Below are 21,512 nucleotides of genomic sequence, written 5' to 3'. Positions count from 1 at the left end.
CCGACCGATCAGCTGCTGGCGGGGTTGCCCTTGAGCGGGATGTCGCGCAGGGTCAGGTAGAGGATGAGCGCCACCACGGCGCTCGCCAGCAGCGAGAGGGGCACCAGCAACACGGCCGACAGCGACTCGACGCCCCCCAGCACCTGGGGAGAGGGTCCGCCGCCCATCAGCATGTCGGCGCCGAGGACGAGCAGCACGACGCCGATCGTCTGGACCGTGCCCAGCAGAGCACCCCACCGGTAGTAGCCGAAGGCGATCGCGGCGCCGCCGAGGAAGTAGCTGAGCCCGCTCAGCGACCACGACAGCCAGATCCCGAAGAAGTCGCCCGAGGAGTCGTAGAGGTGGGCGTCGAGAGTCACGGTCGGCAGGTCGAGAGCATCCAGGACCAGTGACTCCACCAGCATCCCGATCGCGCCAAGGAGGGCGAAGGTGATGCCCAGGCCGACGGCGGCCACGATCGTGCCTCGAAAGAGCGACCGACGTGTCGCGCCTCCCACGACGTGGAGCGTGAGGATCGAGGGGGGCATGATGAGGCCCATCACCCCGAGGAAGGCGGGCGCGGAGCCGAGGAACCCGTCGCCCGTGCTGGACTCGAGGTCGCCCCATCGGTCGATGACGTAGGCGACGGCCACGGTGATCGTCGCGACGGCGATCCAGAAGTAGGCACCGATCTGCCACGTGCCCAAGAAGAGCGTGTACGCGCTCGTGACGGTGCCGCGTTGCTCCTGCGCCTGGGCGGTGACGGGGGAGACGGTGGCGCTCATCGCGCGTCCTCCTTCATGGGATCGGGTTCCTGGCTGAGGTGGATGAAGAGGTCCTGGATGGACACCCGGGCGATCTCGATCCCGGCATCCCGGGCCAGCGCGATCTCGGCGGGCTCGAGGCTGCCTTCGAGCGTGAGCTGCGTGGTGCCGCCGAGGTTGCGCGTCGCCAGGACGCGGTGGTCGTCGGCGAGCTTGCTCACGGCACTGGACGGGCCCACGACACTCACCGCACGGTTCCGGAGGGCGTCGGCCGTCTCCGAGACCAGGGTGCGGCCACGGTGGAGCATGACCACGTCCTCGAACAGCCGCTCCACCTCCTCGATCAGGTGGCTCGACACGACGATCGTGCGGGGGTGGTCGGTGTAGTCGTCGAGCAGCGCGTCGTAGAACGCGTACCTGCTTGGCGCGTCCATGCCGAGGTAGGACTCGTCGAAGATCGTGAGCGGCGCCCGGCTGGCGAGCCCGACGATGCAGCCGAGGGCCGACTTCTTACCGCGCGACAGCTTGGCGGGTGTCGTACGGGGGTCGACGTCGAACTGGTCGAGCAGTGCGCGGGCGTAGTCACCGTCCCAGTGCGGGCGGAGCTCGTCGTAGTAGCCGAGCGTCTCGTTGATCGAGGTGTCCCCGAGGATGTCGCCGGACTCGCGGACGAGCTGGACGCCGGCCATGACGACGGCGTCCTCGAACGGATCAACGCCGTTGACCAGCACCGTCCCGGAGGTCGGTCGCCGCAGCGACGCCAGGAGTGACAGCGCCGTCGACTTGCCGGCGCCGTTGCGCCCGAGGAGCCCGGTGATCGTGCCGGGCCGGACGGTGAAGCTGACGTGGTCGAGGGCGGCCTCGTCGGTGCGGCGGCCGTACCTGACGGTGACGTCGGTCAGCTCGGCTCCGTACGGGGTGGTCATCGTGTCTCACCTTCTGCGACGCGAGGGGCGGGGAGGGTCTCCGGGTGCTCGTCGAGATAGGCGATGAGCTCCGAGCGCGGGATGCCGAGCAGGTCGGCCTGCTCGACGGCGGGTCGGAACACCCGCTCGAGGTAGGTGTCGCGGCGCTCCTTGACGAGCCGGTCGTGCGCGCCGACCGCCACGAACATCCCGAGACCGCGACGCTTCTCGATCAGGCCCTCGTCGACGAGGATCGCGAACGCCTTGGCCGCCGTCGCCGGGTTGATGCGGAAGGTCGTCGCGTACTGGGTCGTGGACATCACCTGTGACTCCTCAGGCAGGTCGCCGCTCACGATCTGTGCGCGGATCTGGTCGGCGATCTGGATGTAGATCGGCTCCGGTCCGTCGAACACGCTCCGCTCACCTCCCGTGGTTCATTACTGGACTAATGAACCACACAACCTCACAGGAAGGCAAGGCCTGGTGCTCAGTCGTGGTCGCCGGGCGGGGCCATCTCCGCGGCGACGCCGACGAGGCGTACGGCTCGGGTCCGGTCGGTGCGTTCGAGCAGCGAGGCGGCCGCGTCCGCGATCACTGCGGCATCGGACGTCGGCCCGGCGAGCGTGGTGCTGCGCGTCCGGGTCTCGAACGGGACGTAGCGAATCTTGAGGCGGACCCGGACCGCCGGTCGCCCGTCCTCGACCACGTCGCGCGCTGCGAGGGCAGCGAGCCTGCGGACCTCCGCCTCGACCTCGTCCGGATCACGCAGATCGGTCTGGAACGTGACCTCGTGACCGTGCGACCGCGGCACCCACGGCGTCGGGTCGACGGGCGAGGTGTCGACGCCACGGGCGAGGCGGCGGTACCACGGTCCCATCGTCGGACCCAACGCGGCAGCGAGGACATCCTCGTCGGCGTCCCCGACCTCGCGGACCGTGCTCAGACCGAGTGCGGCGAGCTTGGCCGCCGTCTTGCCGCCGATGCCCCAGACGCCGTCGGCCGGACGCTCACCCATGACCGCCCACCAGGTGTCACGAGTGAGCACAAAGGTGCCGCGGGGCTTGCCGAAGGCGGTCGCGTTCTTGGCGCGGATCTTGTTGTCGCCGATGCCGACCGAGCAGTGGAGGCTGGTCCGGTCGAGGACTCGCGACTGGACCTGGCGGGCGAACGCCACCGCCCCGTCCGCGTCTTGGACGGCGTCCGGCACCGCAACGAACGCCTCGTCCCAGCCCAAGATCTCCACGGCCGTCCCGACACTGCGGAGGGCGTCCATCACCTCCGCCGACGCCGCGTCGTACGCGGGCTTGTCGACGGGGAGGAACACGGCGTCGGGGCACTTCTTGGCGGCAGTCCGCAGCGGCATGCCGGAGCGGACGCCGTACTCGCGCGCCTCGTACGACGCCGTCGACACCACGCCGCGCTCGCTGGGGTCGCCTCGTCCCCCGACGACGACAGGCTTGCCGGCGAGCTCGGGTCGGCGCAGCACCTCGACCGCAGCGATGAACTGGTCGAGATCGACGTGCAGCACCCACATCGGTCAGCCTCCGGCCGCGTCCTCGTCGGCGTCGGTCCAGTTGGCGGCGTTCTTGCGGCTCGGCTGCACGCGAGGCGGCTCGCCCGGCATCTTGGGGTAGTCGGGTGGGTACGGCATGTCGCCGAGGCCCTGCTCCTTGTCTCGGGCGTAGAGGTCGAGGAGCGGCTCGAGCGAGCACGCGGTGTCGTCGATCGGCGCGTGGAGGTCGCCGAGCTCGGCGAAGCGCTGCGGCACGGTGTGGAGGTTGAAGGCGCGCGGGTCGTCGACGGTCGCCAGCTCGTCCCAGGTCACCGGCGTGGAGACCGGGGCACCTGGCTTCGGACGGAGGCTGTAGGCGCTGGCGATCGTCCGGTCGCGGGCGTTCTGGTTGTAGTCGACGAAGATGCGCTCGCCTCGCTCCTCCTTCCACCACTTGGTCGTCACACCCTCGTGGCGCCGCTCGAGCTCACGCCCGAACGCGATGGCCGCGTGGCGGACGTCGGTGAACGACCAGCGCGGCTCGATGCGGACGTAGACGTGCACGCCGCGGTTGCCGCTGGTCTTGGGGAAGCCGACCATGCCCAGGTCGTCCAGCAGCGCACGCGCATCACCAGCCACGCGTACGGCGTCGGCGAAGTCGGTGCCCGGCTGCGGGTCGAGGTCGATGCGCAGCTCGTCGGGGTGCTCGGTGTCGTCGCGACGCACTGGCCAGGGGTGGAAGGTCAGCGTGCCCATCTGGGCAGCCCACGCGACCGTCGCCAGCTCGGTCGGGCAGACCTCGTCGGCCTCGCGGCCGGACGGGAACTCGATGCGTGCGGTCTCGACGTACGGGGGAGCGCCCTTGGGGATGCGCTTCTGGTAGAACGCGTCGCCGCGGTTGTCGGCACGCGTCGACAGCGTCATGCCCTCGCGCACTCCCTTGGGCCAGCGCTCAAGAGTCGTGGGGCGGTTGCGCAGCGCCCGCATGATGCCGTCACCGACCGACACGTAGTAGGCGACGACGTCGAGCTTGGTCACCTCGGCCGACCACGGCGTCGCCTCATAGATGACGCGGTCAGGGCTGGTCACGCGGACCGCGCGTCCGTCGGCCTCGATCTCGGCTGCATCGCTTGCCATGAGGTCAACCTAGGGGGTCTCGGGGACAGTCCGCCGAGGTCACGACTGCCGGACGTGCGTCAACTCATCGGCGGTAACCGAGGAGTCGTCATCCCTAGATCGCCTGGGCCAGGACTTCGGCAAGCTCGCGGAGCTGTTCCGGTCTGGCTGCGTGCGCTGGATTGACCTCGCACACGGTCGTGGCTCGCAGGTTGGGTGTGAGCCGGCACAGGGCGTGTGTCAGCCCGCTGAGCTCGGACAGCTGGAGCGCTGGCACCAGCCGAGTCTCGTGGGCGATGGGGAAGGTGGCGAAGTCGAGGACATCCACGTCGATGTGGAGGAGGACTCGGTCGAAGCGCTTCGCCCAGGCGACCAGCGACAGGATCACCTCCTCCGGACGTCGGACGACGTCGTCACGGTCGTGGCAGGTGAGGCGTAGCCGACTGACGGTGTCGCGTTCGCCGTCGGTCAACCGATCGACTCCGACCAGGCGAACCTGGTGGGGCTGAAGCATCGGGCGGTGGCTGCCGAGTCCGGCCAGCTCGGGCCGGGACCCCGGGAGGTCGAGCAGGTGTGCAAGGCCCATCCAGTCCAGGACGCCGTCGCCCGTGGCTGGAGTGTTCAGGTCACCGTCCAGGTCGATGTACACCAAGCCGGTCGTGCCGGGCAGTGCCAGCGAGCCGGCCACGGTGCCGAGCTCAACGGTGCAGTCCCCGCCGAGGACGAGGACGTTCTCGCCGCGTTCGAGTGCTGGCGAGACGACGGCAGCCACCGCTCGTGCCACGCGGGCGACGACGTCCACATTGGCGGCGTCGGGGTGTTCGGAGTCGGCGCGCCAGGGTTCGTGGACGACGTCACCGAGGTCGTTGACCAGGCGTCCGGCTCGGGCCAGGACGTCGAGCAGGCCGGCCTCGCGCAGGGCGTGCGGAGCGGCTTCTTGGCCTGGCCCGTAGGCGCCGGCGCTGGTGGCTGCGCCGATCACGGCGACGGGCCGGGTCCGAGGCCCCGCTGCATCGTTGAGCTCAGGGTCGGTCAGGTGGCTGGCTGTCATGGTTCCCCCCCGTGTCATGAATCCCCTGAGGTCATGAGGTCGTCTGTTGCCGCTGGTCTGCTGGACATGTGGTCGAGGTCGAGGGCACGGATGCGTCGCGTCATCATCGGCAGCGCCGAGATGGCCAACCCTGTGGCGCCGACCAGGACCCCGGCCCGGGTGCCCAGTGTCTCGCCGATCAGCCCGGCCAGGGCGGCGCCGATCGGGATCGACCCGTACATGACCTGGGTGTAGGCGCCGGCGGAGCGAGAGAGCTGGCCCTCGGGGATGACGAGCTGACGCATCGTGAGCGAGTAGACGTTCGCGTTGCCGAGTCCGACCGCTGAGATGAGCATCACGAGGGCCAGGTAGGAAGCCAGTGCGCCGCCGGTCAGGCTCCAGACGCCGGCCAGGAGCGGGATGAAGCAGCTCAGCACCAGCGAGGCCGCGAACGCTCGCCCGAATCCGAGCCGCTCCGCCAGTCTCAATGCTGTCAGGGTGCCGAGCAGGCCACCGAGACCAGCTGCCGTCAACGCCGCGCCGAACGCGCTCTCGGTCACGTCCTGTTCCTTGATGGCCCACAGGACGAGGTTGAGCAAGAAGATCTCTTCGGCGAGGTTGTAGAGAGCTGCGTGCACGGTCAGTGCGCGCAGGTGTACGTCCCGGAGGAGGATTCGCAGGCCCGTACTTACCGGCACCTTCTCAGAGGATTTCTCCGTTGCTGAGCGGGGCTGCGTCGAGTGTTGAGCCATGGGTCGTGCTGCGGCGAGGCCGAGCATCGAGGCGAGATAGCTCAGGGCATCGACGACGAGGGCAGCGGCTGGTCCGACGGCCGCGACGAGCGCGCCCGCCAGCCCGGGGCCGATGACCTCGTCAACCGTCGAGGTGCCCTGCACCGCTCTGTTGGCTGCCGCAAGATCCGCCCTGGGCACCAGCGAGGGCACGTACGCGAAAGCAGACAGCCCGAACACCATCGCCGCTGTTCCGGACACGAACGCGAGCACGGCCAGGAGGGGTACGGAGAGCCAACCTCCCCACGCTGCGATGGGCACGAGGCCTACCGCTATGGCCTGCACCAGGTTGGCCGGGATCATCGTGCGGCGGCCCTGTCGCCCCTCGAGCCAGTGACCTGCCATCAGCGAGAACAACAGGTAGGGCAACATCGCGGCACTCGTCACGGCCCCGACCTCTCCCGGCGAACCGTCGAGGGTCAAGGCCGTGACCAGTGGCAGAGCGAACGCAGAGATCTGGCTCCCCAGACTCGAGCACCCCTGCCCCGCCCAGTACCAGGCAAAGGCACGGTTGCGCCGGATCAGCTCGACGCTCGGATCCACGCCACGCACCCACTCTCATGGTCAAACTGCTTATCACCCGTGAAGTGTTGCGTAGCGTAGCCTCATGCGCAGAAGGCGCGCCATCCATGAGGAGGTCGAGATGACTGAACGGTTCGCGCACGTGTCGGGTTCATCCGCCCTCGATGCGTTGAACACCGTCGACTGGCGGCTCGACCCGGAGCGCTCGTCCGAGCAGCTCACAGGGATCGGCGAAGTCCTCGACTGGTGCGTCGAGGCCGGGATGCTCGGTCCCGACGAGGTCGCCACGCTGCGTGGTGACGCACGCGACCACCCCCGGCTCGCCGCCGAGGCGGTATCAGCGTTCCGCGCGGCCCGCGACAGCGCCTACGGCGCCATGGTCGAGCACGACGAGAACGCGATCGCGGACTTCCAGACCCACCAACGTGAAGCGTTCTCACGGGCCTGCCCTCACCCGGCAGACGGTGGTCGGTGGACCTGGCTCGACGATGCCCTCACGCTCAGGACCCCCACGCACAGGCTCGTGCGGGCCCTCACCGACCTCGCGCAGAGCGATGACGTCCTCCGCCTTCACCGCTGTGAGGACGACGTATGCGGATGGGTGTTCCTCGACACCAGTCCGCGACGCAACCGCCGCTGGTGCGCTGCCAATGACTGCGGAGACCGCAACCGGGCCCGCGCCTACTACAAGAGGAAGTCCGCTCAGCGAGATTGACAGCGCCCAGCCGCGCACTGCGGCGCCGGATGTCGATCCAGCGAGGCGACCAAAGTCAGCGGCGAGCTGACCCTCCTGGTGGTTAGCCTGCCGATCTGAGAACCGAGGTTGGGGGAGACCAGTGGATCCAGATGAGGCTGGCGCCCGTCGTACGGCGGTCGCTCTCTTTCCGCGTCACGTGCCCGACGGCGGCACCGTCGCGACCCGAGGACGCTCCGTGCAGACCACGGCAGGCGACGTCCAGAACTTCTCGACCACGGTCACGACGAAGCACGCGCAGGCACGCTCGGGCGTCGTCGGGGTCATCGCTCAGGCGATGAAGGGCGCCCCGGACGAGGTCGTTCGCAACGCATCCGACGTCGCCCGTACGGTGCTGTCCGGCGGTGGCACGATCGCGTGGTTCGGTGGCCGCATCGAGGAGTTCGACGGAGTCGTCGCCTCGCTCAACGCACAGCTCCTCCGTGAGCCCCGTGAAAAGCGGGCCGAGACCAAGGCCACGCTGCAGCCTCGATACGCCTCCGCCCTGGAGAGCCTGGAGAGAGATGGCCGCACCGTACGGACGCGGCTCGAGAAGCCGTTGGACCGGAGCACCGTCACCGCGTTGTATGCCGCCGGCGCGCTCCCGTCGTACGTCGGCAACGTCTTCCCGAAGATCGACTTCAGCAAGGTCAAACTCGAGGCTCTGCCCTATGACCTTGCAGGGATGAGCGACCAGGCGCTGGCTGACCACCTGCTCAAGAATCCCGAGCTCGCCTACCTGCTGCCGGTGGTGCCGGTGGCGGCGAAGAAGATCATCGGCAAGGAGCTCGCCGAACGCGCCCGCACCTTCGATCCGAAGTCCTCGATGGACGACGAGGCCGGACGGCCTGCGTACCGGGAACTGGCGACACTCTTCGAGACACTTGGCACCGACGATGTCGTTGCGACCACGTTCCTGACGACCCTCGGTCCGCGGGATTTCCTCCAGCTGAGTGGCCGGGTCGCTCTGGTGGCCGGTGCGGACCCTGACCAGGAGACGTTCTCGAAGGAGAACGCGAGGTTAATCGAGCGGTTCCAAGATGCCCTCGCAGGGACGCTCGCAGCGGGAACACAACGGCCTGAGGCTCCCTACCCTGGAGCCCGCGTCGTCGACCAGAGCGACCACTACGTGTCGGGGGCGTGGATCGGCGAGCTCACGCGTCAGGGACGCATCCGCACGCCCGTGTTCGAGCCCGACGGCACCGCCAGCGGCGAGGTCTACGGCTACCAGCTGCTCGGACCGCTTCTCGACCATCCGAACAGCAACGCTGCCTTCCTGAACTGGGTGGGCGGTGACATGATCCGGTTCGAGCGCGACCACGCCGCGGACCACTCCGGCACCCTCCCGTGGCAGCGCACCTCGGTGACGCAGGCTGACTACAGGCTCGATTACCGCTCCGGCAGCGAGGACTCGGTTCCGATCGGCAACGATCCTGTCGGTGGACTTATGAAGGCGTTGTCGACGAACGCTGACGCCGCCCGGGATTTCTTCACGGGCGAACGCTCTGACGGGCGCCTGACGCGGGTGGACTACCTCCTCACCGACCGTCACTGGGCGGGAGATGGCGTCCACGACCCAGGAGGCCTTAACCCCGAGCACACCCGTGACCCGAATCCGTCCGGCATCGGTTACTTGGGCGACGCGCTGAAGGCTGCGACCCTCAATGATCCAGACCAGCGTTCGGTCCAGATCGTCGAGTCCATCGTCGCGGAGACTTACAGCGAGTTCGCGGGCGAAGAGAAGAAGAGCTTCTCCGGGAAGGACTTCATCGATCCGGCGCTACGGGAGGATCTTTCGCGCATCGCGGGGCGATATATGCCGTCCCTCTTCGTATCGTTCAGAGGCGACGAAGTCGCGTTCGTTGACACGTCGGATGGCAGGGCTTTCGATGATGCGCGTATCCCCGAGGAGCAGGCGCGGATGTTTCTCGCGGAGCTGGGGAAGGATCCGACAGCGCGAGAGCACCTGGTGGTGTCCTCCAACGCGTACCTGGTCGCCCAGGTCAATCAGGATCTGCACGGCGTTACCGTTCCTCGCGATGTCGGGGATCGGATCAAGGAGACCATCGACGTGTCGACCGACGTGCGCTCGTCGCTGGACTACGGCGGCGGGAGGGCAGCCGCAGAGGAGACGCGGGCCTCCGACGCCGAGCACAACAAGAAGGTCGACACGGCATTCGGTCTGGTCAAGGGCCTCCTGGGGCAGGCCTCTGGCAAGGTGCCCGTCGCCGGGGCGGTCTTCGATCAGATCATGACCGAGGTCAGCAAAGGGCTCCAACAAGAGAGCAATGGCGCGGTGAATCAGCAGGTAAGCGAGATCTTCCGAGGCGGCGCCGACGCTCAAGAGAGGCTGATCCGGGGCGTGATCTGGCAACACATCCCGCCAGGTGAAGGGCCGGCTGGCGTCCCGCCCGGCGCCGACATCACGACGCTCACTGCAGAGCAGCAGGAGGCCTACTCGCGCTGGCTCGCCGACAAGAAGGAACCCTGGGCGGTGGCGCTCACCAACGGTGGGGTGGACGCGAAAGATGCTTACGAGAACGGGCACGACGTGGTGAAGAAGTACTTGGAGCCGGAGTCGACCCCATGAGAGCGAGGAATGAGCGCTGATGGTTACCTATGGATTCGACTCTCCTGACGAGACCTATCAGGCGGGCCGGCAGATCACGGGCACCGCGTCCGACGCACGGGCTGCTGGAGCGCGCCTGCTGAGCGCGCTCGACGCCGCAGTCGGGACCGGTGACGCGGTGGTCGACGCGGCGATCAAGGACCTCCGGACCGATCTCGTCACCCCGGTGAACCGCATGAGCCACGACGTCGAACGCCTCGGCGCCAACACCAGCAAGGGCGCGACGACGGGCGTGACGACCTCGAACGAGACGACGGCTGCCCAGAAAACCTCGGCAGGGTTGAACCGCGAGGTCAACACGAGCGGAGGACGGCCGATAATGGGTCGGTGAGCGACGACGACGGTGGCCGGGGCGCGATCACGCTCGTGCCCGAGCCCGGGCACCCCGACTCGTTCACCCTCCGCGTCGGTGGAGCGGCCCAGTCGCACGTCGATCTGGGCGACCCGACACGGCTGGTCTTCGAGTACGTCCAGCGCATCGCCGACACGTTGGACCTCCTGCGCCCTCCGCCAGAACGCCTGACGATCATCCACGTCGGCGGCGCCGGCTTGACGCTTCCCCGGTACGTCGCCGCGACCCGCCCGCAGTCGGCGCAGGTCGTGCTGGAGCCGGACACCGCCCTGATCGCGTACGTCCGTGAGCGTCTGCCACTGCCGCCTCGCAGCGGGATCAAGGTCCGTCCGGTCGACGGACGGAGCGGGCTCGCGGCGCTGCGGGACGCGTACGCGGACGTCGTCGTCCTGGATGCCTTCGCCGGGCCCGTGGTGCCGGCCGAGCTCACGACGGTGGAGGCTTTCGCGGAGGTGTCCCGGACGCTGCGGCCCGGGGGAGTGCTGCTCGGCAACCTCGCCGACCAGGTGCCTTTCGCCTATCTGCGGCGAGTGGTGGCCGCGGCGCGCAGCACGTTCCCGGAGGTCGTCGTTAGCGCCGAGCCCGCCACGCTCCGGGGACGGAGGCACGGCAACCTGCTGCTCGTCGCCGGCCGCGATGCCCTGCCCCTCGGCGAGCTGCGACGCCGCGCGGCCTCCTCGCCGTTCCCGTACCGGATCCTGGGCGGTGCAGACCTGAGCAGCGCCCTCGGCGGCGGGGAGCCGTTCACCGACGACGACTCCTCACCCTCGCCCGGTCCGCCCGGAGGAGCGACGTTCTTCGAGTGAGGAGGGGTGACCGACGTCACTAAGGACATCCTTCGTTGAACGCGCTTCGGTAATAAGGGCACACTGGTGTTGTGAAAAACGTGCGGGTCACTTCTGACGAGTCTTCGACTCGTCAGCGCGTGGTGCGCACCATCATGCACGAGGGCTCGTCCACAGCCGTCCAGCTCGCCGAGCGGCTCGACCTGACCCCGGCCGCGGTACGCCGCCATCTCGACGCCCTTCACGAGGAGGGGCTCGTCGAGATCGCCGCAGTCCGTGACCGCGGGCAGCGTCGTGGACGCGGCCGTCCGGCGAAGGCGTTCGCCCTCACCGACGAGGGTCGCGAGGCGTTCGAGCAGGACTACGACGACCTGGCACTGAGCGCGCTGCGCTTCCTTGCCGAGACCGTCGGCGAGGACGCCGTCGTGGCGTTCGCGCGACGTCGCGGCGAGGAGCTCGAGCGTCGCCTCCTGCCACTCATCGAAGACACTGCGCCGGCGCAGCGCCCCGAGGTGCTTGCCGACGCCCTTGCCGAGGACGGGTTCGCCGCCAGCGTGCGGCGAGCCCCCGGAGGCACCCAGGTCTGCCAGCACCACTGTCCGGTCGCTCACGTCGCGGCCGAGTTTCCCGAGCTCTGCGAAGCGGAAACAGAAGCGTTCGCGCGGATGTTGGGACACCACGTGCAACGCCTTGCCACCATCGCCCACGGCGACGGCGTGTGCACCACCTACATCCCTGACACCCCGGCCGACGTCACGACGACAACAGCCCTCACGACCGACGAGAGGACCACCCGATGACCACCACACCGGACACCGGCGTCAGCGGCTCTGCGCCCAACGCCATCGAGCAGGCCAACCCCGAGCTCGAGGGCCTGGGCCGCTACGACTTCGGCTGGGCCGACCCGGACATCGCGGGTGCCACCGCCAAGCGTGGGCTCAACGAGGACGTCGTCCGCGACATCTCGTCCCGCAAGGACGAGCCCCAGTGGATGCTCGACCTGCGGATGAAGGGCCTCAAGCTCTTCGGCCGCAAGCCCATGCCCACGTGGGGGGCGGACCTGTCGGACATCGACTTCGACAACATCAAATACTTCGTCCGCTCCACCGAGAAGCAGGCGACCTCGTGGGAGGAGCTCCCCGAGGACATCAAGAACACGTACGACCGGCTCGGCATCCCCGAGGCCGAGAAGCAGCGTCTCGTTGCCGGCGTCGCCGCGCAGTACGAGTCCGAGGTCGTCTACCACCAGATCCGTGAGGACCTGGAGGAGCAGGGCGTCATCTTCCTCGACACCGACACGGCGCTCAAGGAGCACCCGGAGCTGTTCCAGGAGTACTTCGCCACCGTGATCCCGGTCGGCGACAACAAGTTCTCCGCGCTCAACTCGGCCGTCTGGTCCGGCGGGTCGTTCATCTACGTGCCCAAGGGCGTCCACGTCGACATCCCGCTGCAGGCCTACTTCCGGATCAACACCGAGAACATGGGCCAGTTCGAGCGGACGCTGATCATCGTCGACGAGGGCGCGCACGTCCACTACGTCGAGGGCTGCACGGCGCCGATCTACAAGACCGACTCGCTGCACTCCGCGGTCGTCGAGATCATCGTCAAGAAGGGCGGCAGCTGCCGCTACACGACGATCCAGAACTGGTCCAACAACGTCTACAACCTGGTCACCAAGCGCGCCATCTGCGAAGAGGGCGCGACCATGGAGTGGGTCGACGGCAACATCGGCTCCAAGGTGACCATGAAGTACCCCGCCATCTACCTGATGGGCGAGCACGCCCGTGGCGAGACGCTGTCCCTGGCGTTCGCGGGCGAGGGCCAGCACCAGGACTCCGGCGCCAAGATGGTCCACGCCGCGCCGCACACCTCGAGCTCGATCATCTCGAAGTCGGTGGCGCGTGGCGGCGGCCGCGCGTCGTACCGAGGCCTGCTCCAGGTCCAGGAGGGTGCCGAGCACTCCGCGTCCACGGTCAAGTGCGATGCGCTGCTCGTCGACGACATCAGCCGCTCCGACACCTACCCGTACGTCGACGTCCGTGAGGACGACGTGTCGCTGGGCCACGAGGCCACCGTCTCGAAGGTCAGCGACGACCAGCTCTTCTACCTGATGAGCCGCGGGATGGAGGAGGACGAGGCGATGGCGATGATCGTGCGTGGCTTCGTCGAGCCCATCGCGCGCGAGCTCCCCATGGAGTACGCGCTCGAGCTCAACCGTCTGATCGAACTGCAAATGGAAGGTGCCGTCGGGTGACCGCCCCCACAACTACGACAACCCGTCCCGCAGGGCCGCTGGCCGGCCCGGTCGAGACCCAGGTCATCAGCCACCTGCACCCGGAGGGGTCGTTCGACCCCGCCGACCACGAGGTGCCCAAGGGGCTGGAGGAGATCTGGCGCTTCACCCCGCTGAAGCGCCTGCGCGACCTGCACAAGGACGCCCCTCTCGACGGTCACGACTACGAGGTCGAGATCGACGCCGCGCCCGAGGTCCGTGCCGAGTCGGTCCTCGTCGAGGACTCGACCGTGCGCGGCACCTCGACGTACGTCCCCGTCGACCGGATCTCCGCCCGAGCTTGGGAGGCGTCTGACCGTGTCTTCACGGTGACGGTCCCCGCGGAGACCGTGGCCTCGAAGCCCACCTGGGTGACGTTCCGTGGCACGGGCTCGGAGAAGGCCGGCGCCGGCCACGTCGTCATCACGGCCGAGCCGTTCTCCCGGGCCACCGTGGTGATCGACTACGTCGGCTCGGCCACCTGGGCCGAGAACGTCGAGATCGTCCTCGGCGACGGTGCGCAGCTGACGGTCGTCGCGGTCCAGGACTGGGACGACGACGCCGTCCACGTGTCGCACCACCACGCGCACGTCGGCCGCGACGCGAACCTCAAGCACGTGCTCGTCAGCTTCGGCGGCGACCTCGTCCGGATCAACGCGTCGGTGGAGTATGCCGGCACCGGCGGCAACGTCGACATGCTCGGCCTCTACTTCGCCGACGCCGGCCAGCACCTCGAGCACCGTCTCTTCGTCGACCACAACCAGCCCAAGGGCCGCAGCAAGGTCGAGTACAAGGGCGCACTGCAGGGCAAGGACGCCCACACCGTGTGGATCGGCGACGTGCTGATCCGCAAGGAGGGTGTCGGCATCAACACGTACGAGAGCAACGACAACCTCGTCCTGACCGACGGGGCGCGTGCCGACTCGGTGCCCAACCTCGAGATCGAGACCGGCGAGATCGAGGGCGCGGGCCACGCGTCGACGACCGGCCGCTTCGACGACCTGCACCTCTTCTACCTGCAGAGCCGCGGCATCCCCGAGGTCGAGGCGCGCCGGCTGGTCGTGCACGGCTTCTTCAACGACGTGATCCGCCGTACGGGGGTGCCCGAGATCCAGGAGCGCCTCCTGCAGACGGTCGAGACCGAGCTCGCCAAGCACGTCGGTGTCGCCGACGTGGTCGCCGGGGCGTGAGCCGATGAGCGGCTTCACGCACGCGGCGGAGCTCGCCGACGTCCCTGACGGGGGAGTGCTGGCGGTCGAGGTCGAGGGCCTCGACCTCGCTCTCGTCCGTTGCGGTGACGAGGTGTTCGCCGTCCGTGACGAGTGCTCGCACGCCGCGGTGCCGCTGTCGGAGGGGGAGGTGGAGGACTGCACGCTCGAGTGCTGGCTCCACGGCTCGCGCTTCGACGCACGCACCGGCGAGGTGCTCAACCTGCCCGCGACCGAACCCGTGCCGGTCTATCCCTGCAAGGTCACCGAGGACTCGACCGTCCTCGTCGACGTGACCAGCCCCAGCATCTGATCCTCACAAGAAACGACGGAGTCACCACACATGTCCACTCTCGAGATCCGCGACCTCCACGTCTCGGTGGCCACCGAGGACGGCGCCAAGGAGATCCTCAAGGGCGTCAACCTGACCGTGAAGTCGGGCGAGACGCACGCCATCATGGGCCCCAACGGCTCGGGCAAGTCGACCCTCGCGTACTCGATCGCCGGCCACCCCAAGTACGAGATCACCTCCGGCTCGGTGACCCTCGACGGCGTCGACGTCCTCGACATGACCGTCGACGAGCGCGCGCGTGCGGGCCTCTTCCTCGCGATGCAGTACCCCGTCGAGATCCCGGGCGTCTCGGTCGCGAACTTCCTCCGCGCCGCCAAGACCGCCATCGACGGTGAGGCTCCGCCGCTGCGCACGTGGATCAAGGACGTCAACGGCGCTCTCGAGCGGATGACGCTCGACAAGACCTTCTCCCAGCGCTCGGTCAACGAGGGCTTCTCCGGCGGCGAGAAGAAGCGCCACGAGATCGCCCAGCTCGAGCTGCTCAACCCGAAGTTCGCGATCCTCGACGAGACCGACTCCGGCCTCGACATCGACGCTCTGCGCATCGTCTCCGACGGCGTCAACCGCTTCTCGGAGCAGGGTGACCGCGGCGTCCTGCTGATCACGCACTACACACGCATCCTGCGTTACATCAAGCCGGACTACGTGCACGTGTTCGTCAACGGCAAGGTTGCCGAGGTCGGCGGCGCCGACCTCGCCGAGGAGCTCGAGGCCAACGGCTACGACAAGTACACCAAGGCCGCCGTCTGATGAGCGTCCCCGGCGGATACGACGTCGAGAAGGTTCGGGAAGACTTCCCGATCCTCGGTCGGACCATGGCCGGGGACCGCCCGCTCGTCTACCTCGACAGCGCGAACACGTCGCAGAAGCCGACGCAGGTCGTCGACGCGATCACGGAGCACTACCTCCGCCATAACGCCAACGTCGCGCGTGCGATGCACCAGCTGGGCGCGGAGGCGAGCGAGGCGTTCGAGGACGCGCGGACGACGATCGCGAGCTTCGTCAACGCCCCCTCTCGCGAGGAGGTCGTCTTCACCAAGAACGCGTCCGAGGCGCTGAACCTCGTGGCCAACGCGTACCGCAACGCCGAGGGTGACCTCGCGCTGCGGCCCGGTGACGAGATCGTGATCACCGAGCTCGAGCACCACTCCAACATCGTCCCGTGGCAGCTGCTGGCGCAGCGGACGGGCGCGACGCTGCGGTGGTTCGGGCTGACCGACGAGGGGCGCCTCGACCTGTCGACGCTCGATGAGCTGATCAACGAGCGGACGCGGATCGTGTCCGTGTCGTGGGTGTCCAACATGCTGGGCACCGTCAGCCCGCTCGACGTCATCATCGCCCGGGCGCACGCCGTCGGTGCCGTCGTCGTGGTCGACGCGTCGCAGGCCGTCCCGCAGATGCCCGTCGACCTGACCGCGCTCGGTGCCGACTTCGTCGCCTTCACCGGCCACAAGATGGTCGGTCCGACCGGCATCGGCGTGCTCTGGGGCCGCATGCCGCTTCTCGAGGAGCTCCCGCCGTTCCTCGGTGGTGGCGAGATGATCGAGACGGTGACGATGGAGCGTTCGACGTACGCGCGGCCGCCCGCGAAGTTCGAGGCCGGCACGCCGCCGATCGTCCAGGCGGTCGGGCTCGGCGCCGCGGCCGACTACCTGAGCGCGCTCGGCATGGAGAACGTCGCCGCGCACGAGCGCGAGATCACCGCGTATGCGTTGAAGCGGCTCGGCGAGATCGACGGCCTCACCATCGTGGGGCCGACCGAGGCCGTGGAGCGCGGGGGAGCGGTGAGCTTCGTGGTCGACGGGGTGCACCCGCACGACGTGTCGCAGCTGCTCGACTCGTACGGCATCGCCGTACGCGCGGGTCACCACTGCGCCAAGCCGGCCCACCGGCGCTTCGGTGTGCAGTCGACGACCCGCGCGTCGTTCTACCTCTACACGACCCAGGCCGAGATCGATGCCCTGGTCGAGGGAATCGAACGCACCCAGAAGTACTTCAAGGTGGTGTGACGACGATGAACGTGGACGCCCTGTACCAGGAGATCATTCTCGACCACTACAAGAAGCCGCACGGCAGCGGACTGCGCGACCCGTACGAGGCTGAGGTCCACCACGTCAACCCGACCTGCGGCGACGAGATCACGCTGCGCGTGCACCTCGACGGTGACCGGGTCGCCGACGTCTCGTACGACGCCGAGGGCTGCTCGATCAGCCAGGCGTCGGCGTCGGTGCTCAACGACCTCGTCGTCGGCAAGACGGTTGCTGAAGGGCTGGCGGTGCTCGACGAGTTCCAGACCCTGATGCAGGGCCGCGGACAGGTCGAGCCCAACGAGGACGTGCTCGAGGACGGCATCGCCTTCGCGGGGGTGGCGCAGTTCCCCGCCCGGGTGAAGTGTGCGCTGCTGTCGTGGATGGCATGGAAGGACGCGACGGCCCAGGCCGCCGCGCAGGAGAGCCAGGAGATCCGATGAGCGACACCGCACCGAGCCAGACCACCGACGACCTTCCCGAGGTCGATCTCACCCCGGTGGGCAAGAGCGTGACCACGCCCGAGGACGTCAACGAGGCGATGAAGGACGTGGTCGACCCCGAGCTCGGCATCAACGTCGTCGATCTCGGCCTCGTCTACGACGTCGAGGTCGACCCGGCCAACAATGCCGTGATCGACATGACGCTGACCTCGGCGGCGTGCCCGCTGACCGACGTCATCGAGGACCAGACCCGGCAGGCGCTGGAGGGCATCGTCAACGACTTCCGCATCAACTGGGTGTGGATGCCGCCGTGGGGCCCGGACAAGATCACCGACGACGGCCGCGAGATGCTTCGCGCCCTCGGCTTCAACGTCTGAGGGTGACCAGGACCGTCCTCGTCCCGCACGACCGGCTCGCTGGCTGGGTGGAGCGTTTCTCCGCCCGGCACGGCGAGCCGGTCGTCGTGCGTGACGGCACGGGCGTCACGCTGCAGTCGCCCGACGGCGCGGAGGCCGCGTACGACGGGGCGGAGCCTCCCGGCGACTTCGGGATCGTGCTCGTGCGGCGCGGCGGCTATGCCGTCGGCTCTGTCGAGGGCGGGGCGCTCGCGGCTCACAAGACCGGGACGCGCTACGTCCAGGGTCAGACCAAGGCGGGTGGCTGGAGCCAGCAGCGCTACGCGCGGCGGCGCGCCAACCAGGCCGACGCGCTGGTGGAGGCGTGCGCCGAGGTCGTACGCCGGATCGTCCCGGAGGGCAGCCTCGTCTTCGGTGGGGGAGACCGGCCGCTGTTCGCGGCGGTGCTCGAGCAGTGCGACGGCCGTACGCCGCTGGTGCCCGCGCAGCGTTGGCTCGAGGTCGGTGACCCCAAGTTCGTCACGCTCCAGAAGGCCGTCGTCGACGCGCGGGCGTACGAGGTGCGGCTCAACGCGCTCGCCTGAAGGCCTGTGGACGACGTCCGCGGGCCGGGAACGGATCTGGCTAGCGTGGCTCCCGTCGAACGAGCACGGCCGCACGGCCAGGACGGAGTGAGCATGAGCAACCAGATCGTGAACCTCGAGGAGGTCGGGCTGCTGTCCCGGTCGGGGCGGGGCTATCAGGCGACAGCCGAGGACAACGTCGGCACCGCGCGGCAGCACCTCTCTCGGATGGCGGGCGCCCAGGCCGGCTTCAAGGGCGCGGCTGGATCGGCCTTCCAGGATGTCGCGCAGGTCTCTGTGGGCAACCACACGCTGCTGGCGCGTCAGATTGCCGAGCAGGCGCGACGCGCAGTGACCGCCGAGCGCCACGCGGTCGCGGGGGGACGAGCAGGCTTCGGCCCGACAGTCGGTGACCCGGTCCTCGACGGAAGCGTTGGCGTCGGCCTTCGCCCGACCGGTCAACGTGTGAGCGCCGCGATGACCTATCAGCTGCGCGTCGATCACGCGGCCATCGAGCAGGCGGGCGCTGACCTCGGGAGCTACGCCGGGACGATCGAGGACTATCGAGACTCGCTTCGCGCAGAGGCGGCGCGTGCTCTGGGCGTCTTCGGAGGCGGCGTCGGGAGCGAGGAGCACGAGGCGGCGATGCGCGTCGTCGACCGGCTCGTGGAGGAGCACGTTGCCTCGGTACGCGAGCAGCGCACAGGGGTGGGCGAGGCCGGTGACACGTTCGTGTCCGCGGGGGCCCGGATGCGGGCGGTTCTCGGGGCGGGCGGTCCGCGATGACGACGGCTGCATGGGGGATGCGGCCCGACGACCTTCACGGCGCAGGCGCTCGTGTCGCGGCGACCGACGTCGATGCGGCAGCGGCCGCGTCGGCGCTCGTGACCGCCATGGCTGCGGCGCCCCCGGCTGCCCATCACCCCGTACTCCGGGCGGCGCTGGAGCGTTATCAGTCTGTGGTCGCCGGTCCGACGGGGATGCTCCCGAGCGCGGTCACCGCTGCTGGGTCACGCCTCTCGACGGCGGCCGTAGACGCTGCGCAGGCGGACGCCGAGGCGGCGCGTGGCCTTCGGGCGGCGGACCGATAGCACTGCGAGTTGCCGGGACGCCGTGACGGCGCGGTCAACCCCTGTCGGCAGCGGGCGTGCAGACCGTCAAAAAGTCCTGGCCGTTCTGGTCGGCCACGTCAGCGGCGTCCTTCCAGCCCACGTCGTCGAAGAGGTAGGCGTCGGCTGGATGCTCCGGTGAGCCGTCGACGACGTCGGACAGGTCGACCACGGATCCCCAGGCGGGCTCGGCGGCGTCGATGACGAGCGAGGCCTTCTCGGCGTCGCGCCAGTCGAAGTCTGCGGTCGGCTGCTCGTCCACCGTGAACGCGGGATCGGGCCGCGCGACGTCGAGGTGCTCCGCGGTCACACCCGGTGGGGGAGCCGTGAGCACGAGCCGTTGACGCTCACCGTCGGCCGTCGTGAACGTCAGGGCGACGCGAGTCACACCCACGCACGGTGTGCCGGTCCAGATCCTGAGCGTGTCTCCATCGGCGCGGTAGCCGGCCGCACTCGGCAGTGACGGTGCGAACGGAGCGTCCCCGTCGCAGGCGGTCAGGACGGTGGCACCGAGCACGGCGGTGGTGGCCGCGGCGACCCGCCGGCCGGTCGAACCGAGGTGCATCAGTGGTATCCGCCGTCGCGCAGCCCGGCGTCCTGCTCGGTCTCGTTGCCGCCTGTGAGCTGCTCCCGCGCGTACGACCGGATGAAGCCGCCGTATCCCTCCCGCGCCCACTGCTGGGAGTGGCGTTCCTCGTGGTGCAGCAGCCGGTCCAGGTCGAGCTGACCCTGGTAGACGGTTCCGTCGTCGTCGACGTACGACGCGCGCCCCGACTGCGCGACGTCCTTGACGACCTGATCCGGGTCGTCCACGTCATCGATGTTGAGCATGAAGATGTCCCCCCATGCCGTTCCGCCCTTGAGGCTGAACATGCCCTGCAGCCAGTTGCCCCCGAGTCCCATGAGCATCCCGTTGGGCGTGGTGACCATGCGTCCGCCGTTGCCGTGGACGAAGCCGACGTCTTGGTCATAGCTCCAGCCGTTGGCGGACTGCCGGTCGATGATCCGCTGGATCTCGGCGGCGGAGTAAGGGGTCTCGGGGAAGTCGTTGTCCGGACTCGCCGCCCCGTAGTCCGTGCCTGCGTTGAGGATGTAGGTCATCAGGACGGCATGGCGTGCGTCGTCGCCGCTGATCCCCGGCGGGAGGAGGAAGAACGACTTGCCGTCGGGGTCGGTCACGCGCTCCATGCCGTCGAACACCTCGAAGTCCTCCGGGCGGACGTCGTGGGTGCGCGCGATGTCGACGATCGTGTCCACGCTGATCCCTTGGCGTGCGGCGTTGGCGAGCCACTCGCGGTAGTAGCCGTCGGGGGCGGGACCGGTCAGGAGGCCCTCGTTGCGGAGGGTGAGCTCCATGACGGCGACCGCGACGACGGGGTGGTTCTCGAGGAACGTCGCACGCTCGGCTGCCGTCATCGCGGCGAGGTCGAACGGCATCGTACGCAGCGAGACCTTGGTGAGATCCACGAGGTCGGAGTAGATCGCCGCGGCGAACGACGGCAGCGCGCCGGCGGCGTAGAGCGCCCTCACGTGGTCCGGGTCCAACGGGTCCGACAGCTGTTGCTTCGCGGTACGGGCTGCGTGCTCCAGCGCCTGGAGGATGTAGGGGTACTGGAAGCCGAGCTCTGCCTTCTTGGCCTGCTGCTTCTCCTTGGTCGGCTCCGCTCGGATCTGGCTGTTGAGCCGGTCGATCGCCTGGTTGAAGGTCTCGACCGCCTCCGCGAAGTGCCGGATCGCGCCCGCAGCCACCAGGATTCCCTGGATGAGCGACCGAGCCTTGGTCTTGGTGGCGGTGTCGGCGCCTGTCATGGCATCGGCCACGACTCCGGCGACCCCGTCCTTGGCCGTATTGTGCTCACGCTTGAGATCAGCGTTGAAGTTCTCGACGTCACCGGCCGGCTTGGCCACGGCCTCTGCCTGGGAGGTGAGGGTGGCAGGTGACACGTCGTGCCTCTCGAAGCCTTCGATCAGGAGCGTCGCACCGTGGTCTGGACGCATCCGAGCGGGCCTTCCTGGGAGGACTCATCGAGGATCAGCACTGTATCGACGGCCGGTGTCGGGCGCCAAGGCGCACTGTGGGAGCT

At 68.8% G+C, this 21,512-nt stretch carries 25 protein-coding genes; 15 read left to right on the top strand and 10 right to left on the bottom strand.

The features are described from left to right. Window positions 1-8: 8 nt before the first annotated feature. The 7 genes from KV097_RS04620 to KV097_RS04590 all read right to left on the bottom strand — a co-directional run bounded on the left by KV097_RS04620 (window position 9) and on the right by KV097_RS04590 (window position 6,620). Window positions 9-764, bottom strand: a complete 756-nt coding sequence (locus KV097_RS04620) for a hypothetical protein (RefSeq protein ID WP_220365205.1) — start codon at window positions 762-764, stop codon at window positions 9-11. Continuing rightward, window positions 761-1,669, bottom strand: coding sequence for an ATP-binding cassette domain-containing protein (locus KV097_RS04615; RefSeq protein WP_220365204.1), 909 nt, complete (start codon window positions 1,667-1,669; stop codon window positions 761-763). The genes KV097_RS04620 and KV097_RS04615 overlap by 4 nt, the downstream gene beginning before the upstream one ends. Continuing rightward, window positions 1,666-2,061: a GntR family transcriptional regulator gene (locus KV097_RS04610; RefSeq protein WP_220341580.1), complete on the bottom strand. Its 396-nt coding sequence runs from the start codon at window positions 2,059-2,061 to the stop codon at window positions 1,666-1,668. Before KV097_RS04610 ends, KV097_RS04615 begins: the two co-directional genes overlap by 4 nt. Window positions 2,062-2,135: 74 nt before the next feature. Beyond that, the gene (locus KV097_RS04605; protein ID WP_220365203.1) at window positions 2,136-3,182 is read right to left on the bottom strand and encodes a DNA polymerase IV; all 1,047 of its coding nucleotides are present in this window, start codon (window positions 3,180-3,182) and stop codon (window positions 2,136-2,138) included. A 3-nt stretch (window positions 3,183-3,185) separates the two neighbouring features. Beyond that, on the bottom strand, window positions 3,186-4,277 hold the full coding sequence (gene ligD / locus KV097_RS04600; protein WP_220365202.1) for a non-homologous end-joining DNA ligase: 1,092 nt from the start codon (window positions 4,275-4,277) through the stop codon (window positions 3,186-3,188). 94 nt (window positions 4,278-4,371) lie between these two features. Beyond that, entirely contained in the window at window positions 4,372-5,307 is a 936-nt protein-coding gene (locus KV097_RS04595; RefSeq protein ID WP_220365201.1) for an arginase family protein, read from the bottom strand. 14 nt (window positions 5,308-5,321) lie between these two features. Beyond that, window positions 5,322-6,620: an MFS transporter gene (locus KV097_RS04590; protein ID WP_220365200.1), complete on the bottom strand. Its 1,299-nt coding sequence runs from the start codon at window positions 6,618-6,620 to the stop codon at window positions 5,322-5,324. 100 nt (window positions 6,621-6,720) lie between these two features. On the opposite strand from KV097_RS04590, the gene KV097_RS04585 reads away from it, so the two are divergent. Beyond that, on the top strand, window positions 6,721-7,314 hold the full coding sequence (locus tag KV097_RS04585) for a CGNR zinc finger domain-containing protein (protein WP_220365199.1): 594 nt from the start codon (window positions 6,721-6,723) through the stop codon (window positions 7,312-7,314). Between the two features lie 174 nt (window positions 7,315-7,488). On the opposite strand, the gene KV097_RS19075 is transcribed toward KV097_RS04585, so the two are convergent. Beyond that, the gene (locus tag KV097_RS19075) at window positions 7,489-7,620 is read right to left on the bottom strand and encodes a hypothetical protein (protein ID WP_255559178.1); all 132 of its coding nucleotides are present in this window, start codon (window positions 7,618-7,620) and stop codon (window positions 7,489-7,491) included. Window positions 7,621-7,630: 10 nt separating this feature from the next. Here KV097_RS19075 and KV097_RS04580 point away from each other — a divergent pair, with 10 nt between their 5' ends. From KV097_RS04580 to KV097_RS04515, 14 genes are all read left to right on the top strand, one after another. Further along, complete coding sequence (locus KV097_RS04580; RefSeq protein ID WP_220365198.1) at window positions 7,631-9,922, top strand: hypothetical protein; 2,292 nt, start codon at window positions 7,631-7,633, stop codon at window positions 9,920-9,922. A 19-nt stretch (window positions 9,923-9,941) separates the two neighbouring features. Further along, the gene (locus KV097_RS04575; protein ID WP_220365197.1) at window positions 9,942-10,292 is read left to right on the top strand and encodes a hypothetical protein; all 351 of its coding nucleotides are present in this window, start codon (window positions 9,942-9,944) and stop codon (window positions 10,290-10,292) included. Beyond that, window positions 10,289-11,119 (top strand): fused MFS/spermidine synthase, encoded by an 831-nt coding sequence (locus KV097_RS04570; RefSeq protein WP_308289341.1) that lies wholly within the window; start codon window positions 10,289-10,291, stop codon window positions 11,117-11,119. The genes KV097_RS04575 and KV097_RS04570 overlap by 4 nt, the downstream gene beginning before the upstream one ends. Window positions 11,120-11,238: 119 nt before the next feature. Continuing rightward, entirely contained in the window at window positions 11,239-11,898 is a 660-nt protein-coding gene (locus KV097_RS04565; protein ID WP_374106979.1) for a helix-turn-helix transcriptional regulator, read from the top strand. Beyond that, window positions 11,895-13,352, top strand: coding sequence for a Fe-S cluster assembly protein SufB (gene sufB / locus KV097_RS04560; protein ID WP_220341583.1), 1,458 nt, complete (start codon window positions 11,895-11,897; stop codon window positions 13,350-13,352). The genes KV097_RS04565 and sufB overlap by 4 nt, the downstream gene beginning before the upstream one ends. Continuing rightward, window positions 13,349-14,560, top strand: coding sequence for a Fe-S cluster assembly protein SufD (gene sufD / locus KV097_RS04555; RefSeq protein ID WP_308289339.1), 1,212 nt, complete (start codon window positions 13,349-13,351; stop codon window positions 14,558-14,560). Before sufB ends, sufD begins: the two co-directional genes overlap by 4 nt. 4 nt (window positions 14,561-14,564) lie before the next feature. Next, entirely contained in the window at window positions 14,565-14,891 is a 327-nt protein-coding gene (locus KV097_RS04550; RefSeq protein ID WP_220365196.1) for a non-heme iron oxygenase ferredoxin subunit, read from the top strand. A 30-nt stretch (window positions 14,892-14,921) separates the two neighbouring features. Continuing rightward, a complete protein-coding gene (sufC, locus tag KV097_RS04545; protein ID WP_220365195.1) occupies window positions 14,922-15,680 on the top strand; it encodes a Fe-S cluster assembly ATPase SufC in 759 nt (252 codons plus the stop codon). Next, window positions 15,680-16,939 carry a cysteine desulfurase gene (locus tag KV097_RS04540; RefSeq protein ID WP_220365194.1) on the top strand — a complete coding sequence of 420 codons (1,260 nt, stop codon included), beginning with the start codon at window positions 15,680-15,682 and terminating at the stop codon, window positions 16,937-16,939. Before sufC ends, KV097_RS04540 begins: the two co-directional genes overlap by 1 nt. Before the next feature lie 5 nt (window positions 16,940-16,944). After that, window positions 16,945-17,400, top strand: coding sequence for a Fe-S cluster assembly sulfur transfer protein SufU (gene sufU, locus KV097_RS04535; RefSeq protein WP_220365193.1), 456 nt, complete (start codon window positions 16,945-16,947; stop codon window positions 17,398-17,400). After that, a complete protein-coding gene (locus KV097_RS04530) occupies window positions 17,397-17,777 on the top strand; it encodes a metal-sulfur cluster assembly factor (protein WP_220341587.1) in 381 nt (126 codons plus the stop codon). Before sufU ends, KV097_RS04530 begins: the two co-directional genes overlap by 4 nt. A 2-nt stretch (window positions 17,778-17,779) precedes the next feature. After that, window positions 17,780-18,340 carry an acVLRF1 family peptidyl-tRNA hydrolase gene (locus tag KV097_RS04525; protein WP_220345035.1) on the top strand — a complete coding sequence of 187 codons (561 nt, stop codon included), beginning with the start codon at window positions 17,780-17,782 and terminating at the stop codon, window positions 18,338-18,340. Between the two features lie 93 nt (window positions 18,341-18,433). Next, on the top strand, window positions 18,434-19,105 hold the full coding sequence (locus KV097_RS04520; RefSeq protein WP_220365192.1) for a WXG100 family type VII secretion target: 672 nt from the start codon (window positions 18,434-18,436) through the stop codon (window positions 19,103-19,105). After that, a complete protein-coding gene (locus KV097_RS04515) occupies window positions 19,102-19,410 on the top strand; it encodes a hypothetical protein (protein WP_220345038.1) in 309 nt (102 codons plus the stop codon). Before KV097_RS04520 ends, KV097_RS04515 begins: the two co-directional genes overlap by 4 nt. Before the next feature lie 34 nt (window positions 19,411-19,444). On the opposite strand, the gene KV097_RS04510 is transcribed toward KV097_RS04515, so the two are convergent. After that, window positions 19,445-19,993 (bottom strand): hypothetical protein, encoded by a 549-nt coding sequence (locus tag KV097_RS04510; RefSeq protein WP_220365191.1) that lies wholly within the window; start codon window positions 19,991-19,993, stop codon window positions 19,445-19,447. Beyond that, complete coding sequence (locus KV097_RS04505) at window positions 19,993-21,372, bottom strand: hypothetical protein (protein WP_220365190.1); 1,380 nt, start codon at window positions 21,370-21,372, stop codon at window positions 19,993-19,995. Before KV097_RS04505 ends, KV097_RS04510 begins: the two co-directional genes overlap by 1 nt. Between the last annotated feature and the right edge of the window lie 140 nt (window positions 21,373-21,512).

The organism is Mumia sp. zg.B17 (assembly GCF_019550915.1).
In the GTDB taxonomy this organism is placed as follows: domain Bacteria; phylum Actinomycetota; class Actinomycetes; order Propionibacteriales; family Nocardioidaceae; genus Mumia.
This window is presented reverse-complemented; position numbering and strand designations above follow the sequence as displayed.

Excerpts from the sequence above, each read along its gene's own strand:
- KV097_RS19075 (WP_255559178.1), bottom strand. The coding sequence starts at position 7,620 with ATGACCCCGACGACGCCCGAGCGTGCCTGCGCGTGCTTCGTCGTGACC.
- KV097_RS04510 (WP_220365191.1), bottom strand. The coding sequence starts at position 19,993 with ATGCACCTCGGTTCGACCGGCCGGCGGGTCGCCGCGGCCACCACCGCC.
- KV097_RS04585 (WP_220365199.1), top strand. The coding sequence starts at position 6,721 with ATGACTGAACGGTTCGCGCACGTGTCGGGTTCATCCGCCCTCGATGCG.
- KV097_RS04515 (WP_220345038.1), top strand. The coding sequence starts at position 19,102 with ATGACGACGGCTGCATGGGGGATGCGGCCCGACGACCTTCACGGCGCA.
- KV097_RS04540 (WP_220365194.1), top strand. The coding sequence starts at position 15,680 with ATGAGCGTCCCCGGCGGATACGACGTCGAGAAGGTTCGGGAAGACTTC.
- sufC (WP_220365195.1), top strand. The coding sequence starts at position 14,922 with ATGTCCACTCTCGAGATCCGCGACCTCCACGTCTCGGTGGCCACCGAG.
- ligD (WP_220365202.1), bottom strand. The coding sequence starts at position 4,277 with ATGGCAAGCGATGCAGCCGAGATCGAGGCCGACGGACGCGCGGTCCGC.
- KV097_RS04530 (WP_220341587.1), top strand. The coding sequence starts at position 17,397 with ATGAGCGACACCGCACCGAGCCAGACCACCGACGACCTTCCCGAGGTC.
- KV097_RS04605 (WP_220365203.1), bottom strand. The coding sequence starts at position 3,182 with ATGTGGGTGCTGCACGTCGATCTCGACCAGTTCATCGCTGCGGTCGAG.
- KV097_RS04615 (WP_220365204.1), bottom strand. The coding sequence starts at position 1,669 with ATGACCACCCCGTACGGAGCCGAGCTGACCGACGTCACCGTCAGGTAC.
- sufB (WP_220341583.1), top strand. The coding sequence starts at position 11,895 with ATGACCACCACACCGGACACCGGCGTCAGCGGCTCTGCGCCCAACGCC.
- KV097_RS04620 (WP_220365205.1), bottom strand. The coding sequence starts at position 764 with ATGAGCGCCACCGTCTCCCCCGTCACCGCCCAGGCGCAGGAGCAACGC.
- KV097_RS04520 (WP_220365192.1), top strand. The coding sequence starts at position 18,434 with ATGAGCAACCAGATCGTGAACCTCGAGGAGGTCGGGCTGCTGTCCCGG.
- KV097_RS04580 (WP_220365198.1), top strand. The coding sequence starts at position 7,631 with ATGAAGGGCGCCCCGGACGAGGTCGTTCGCAACGCATCCGACGTCGCC.
- KV097_RS04550 (WP_220365196.1), top strand. The coding sequence starts at position 14,565 with ATGAGCGGCTTCACGCACGCGGCGGAGCTCGCCGACGTCCCTGACGGG.
- KV097_RS04595 (WP_220365201.1), bottom strand. The coding sequence starts at position 5,307 with ATGACAGCCAGCCACCTGACCGACCCTGAGCTCAACGATGCAGCGGGG.
- sufU (WP_220365193.1), top strand. The coding sequence starts at position 16,945 with ATGAACGTGGACGCCCTGTACCAGGAGATCATTCTCGACCACTACAAG.
- KV097_RS04575 (WP_220365197.1), top strand. The coding sequence starts at position 9,942 with ATGGTTACCTATGGATTCGACTCTCCTGACGAGACCTATCAGGCGGGC.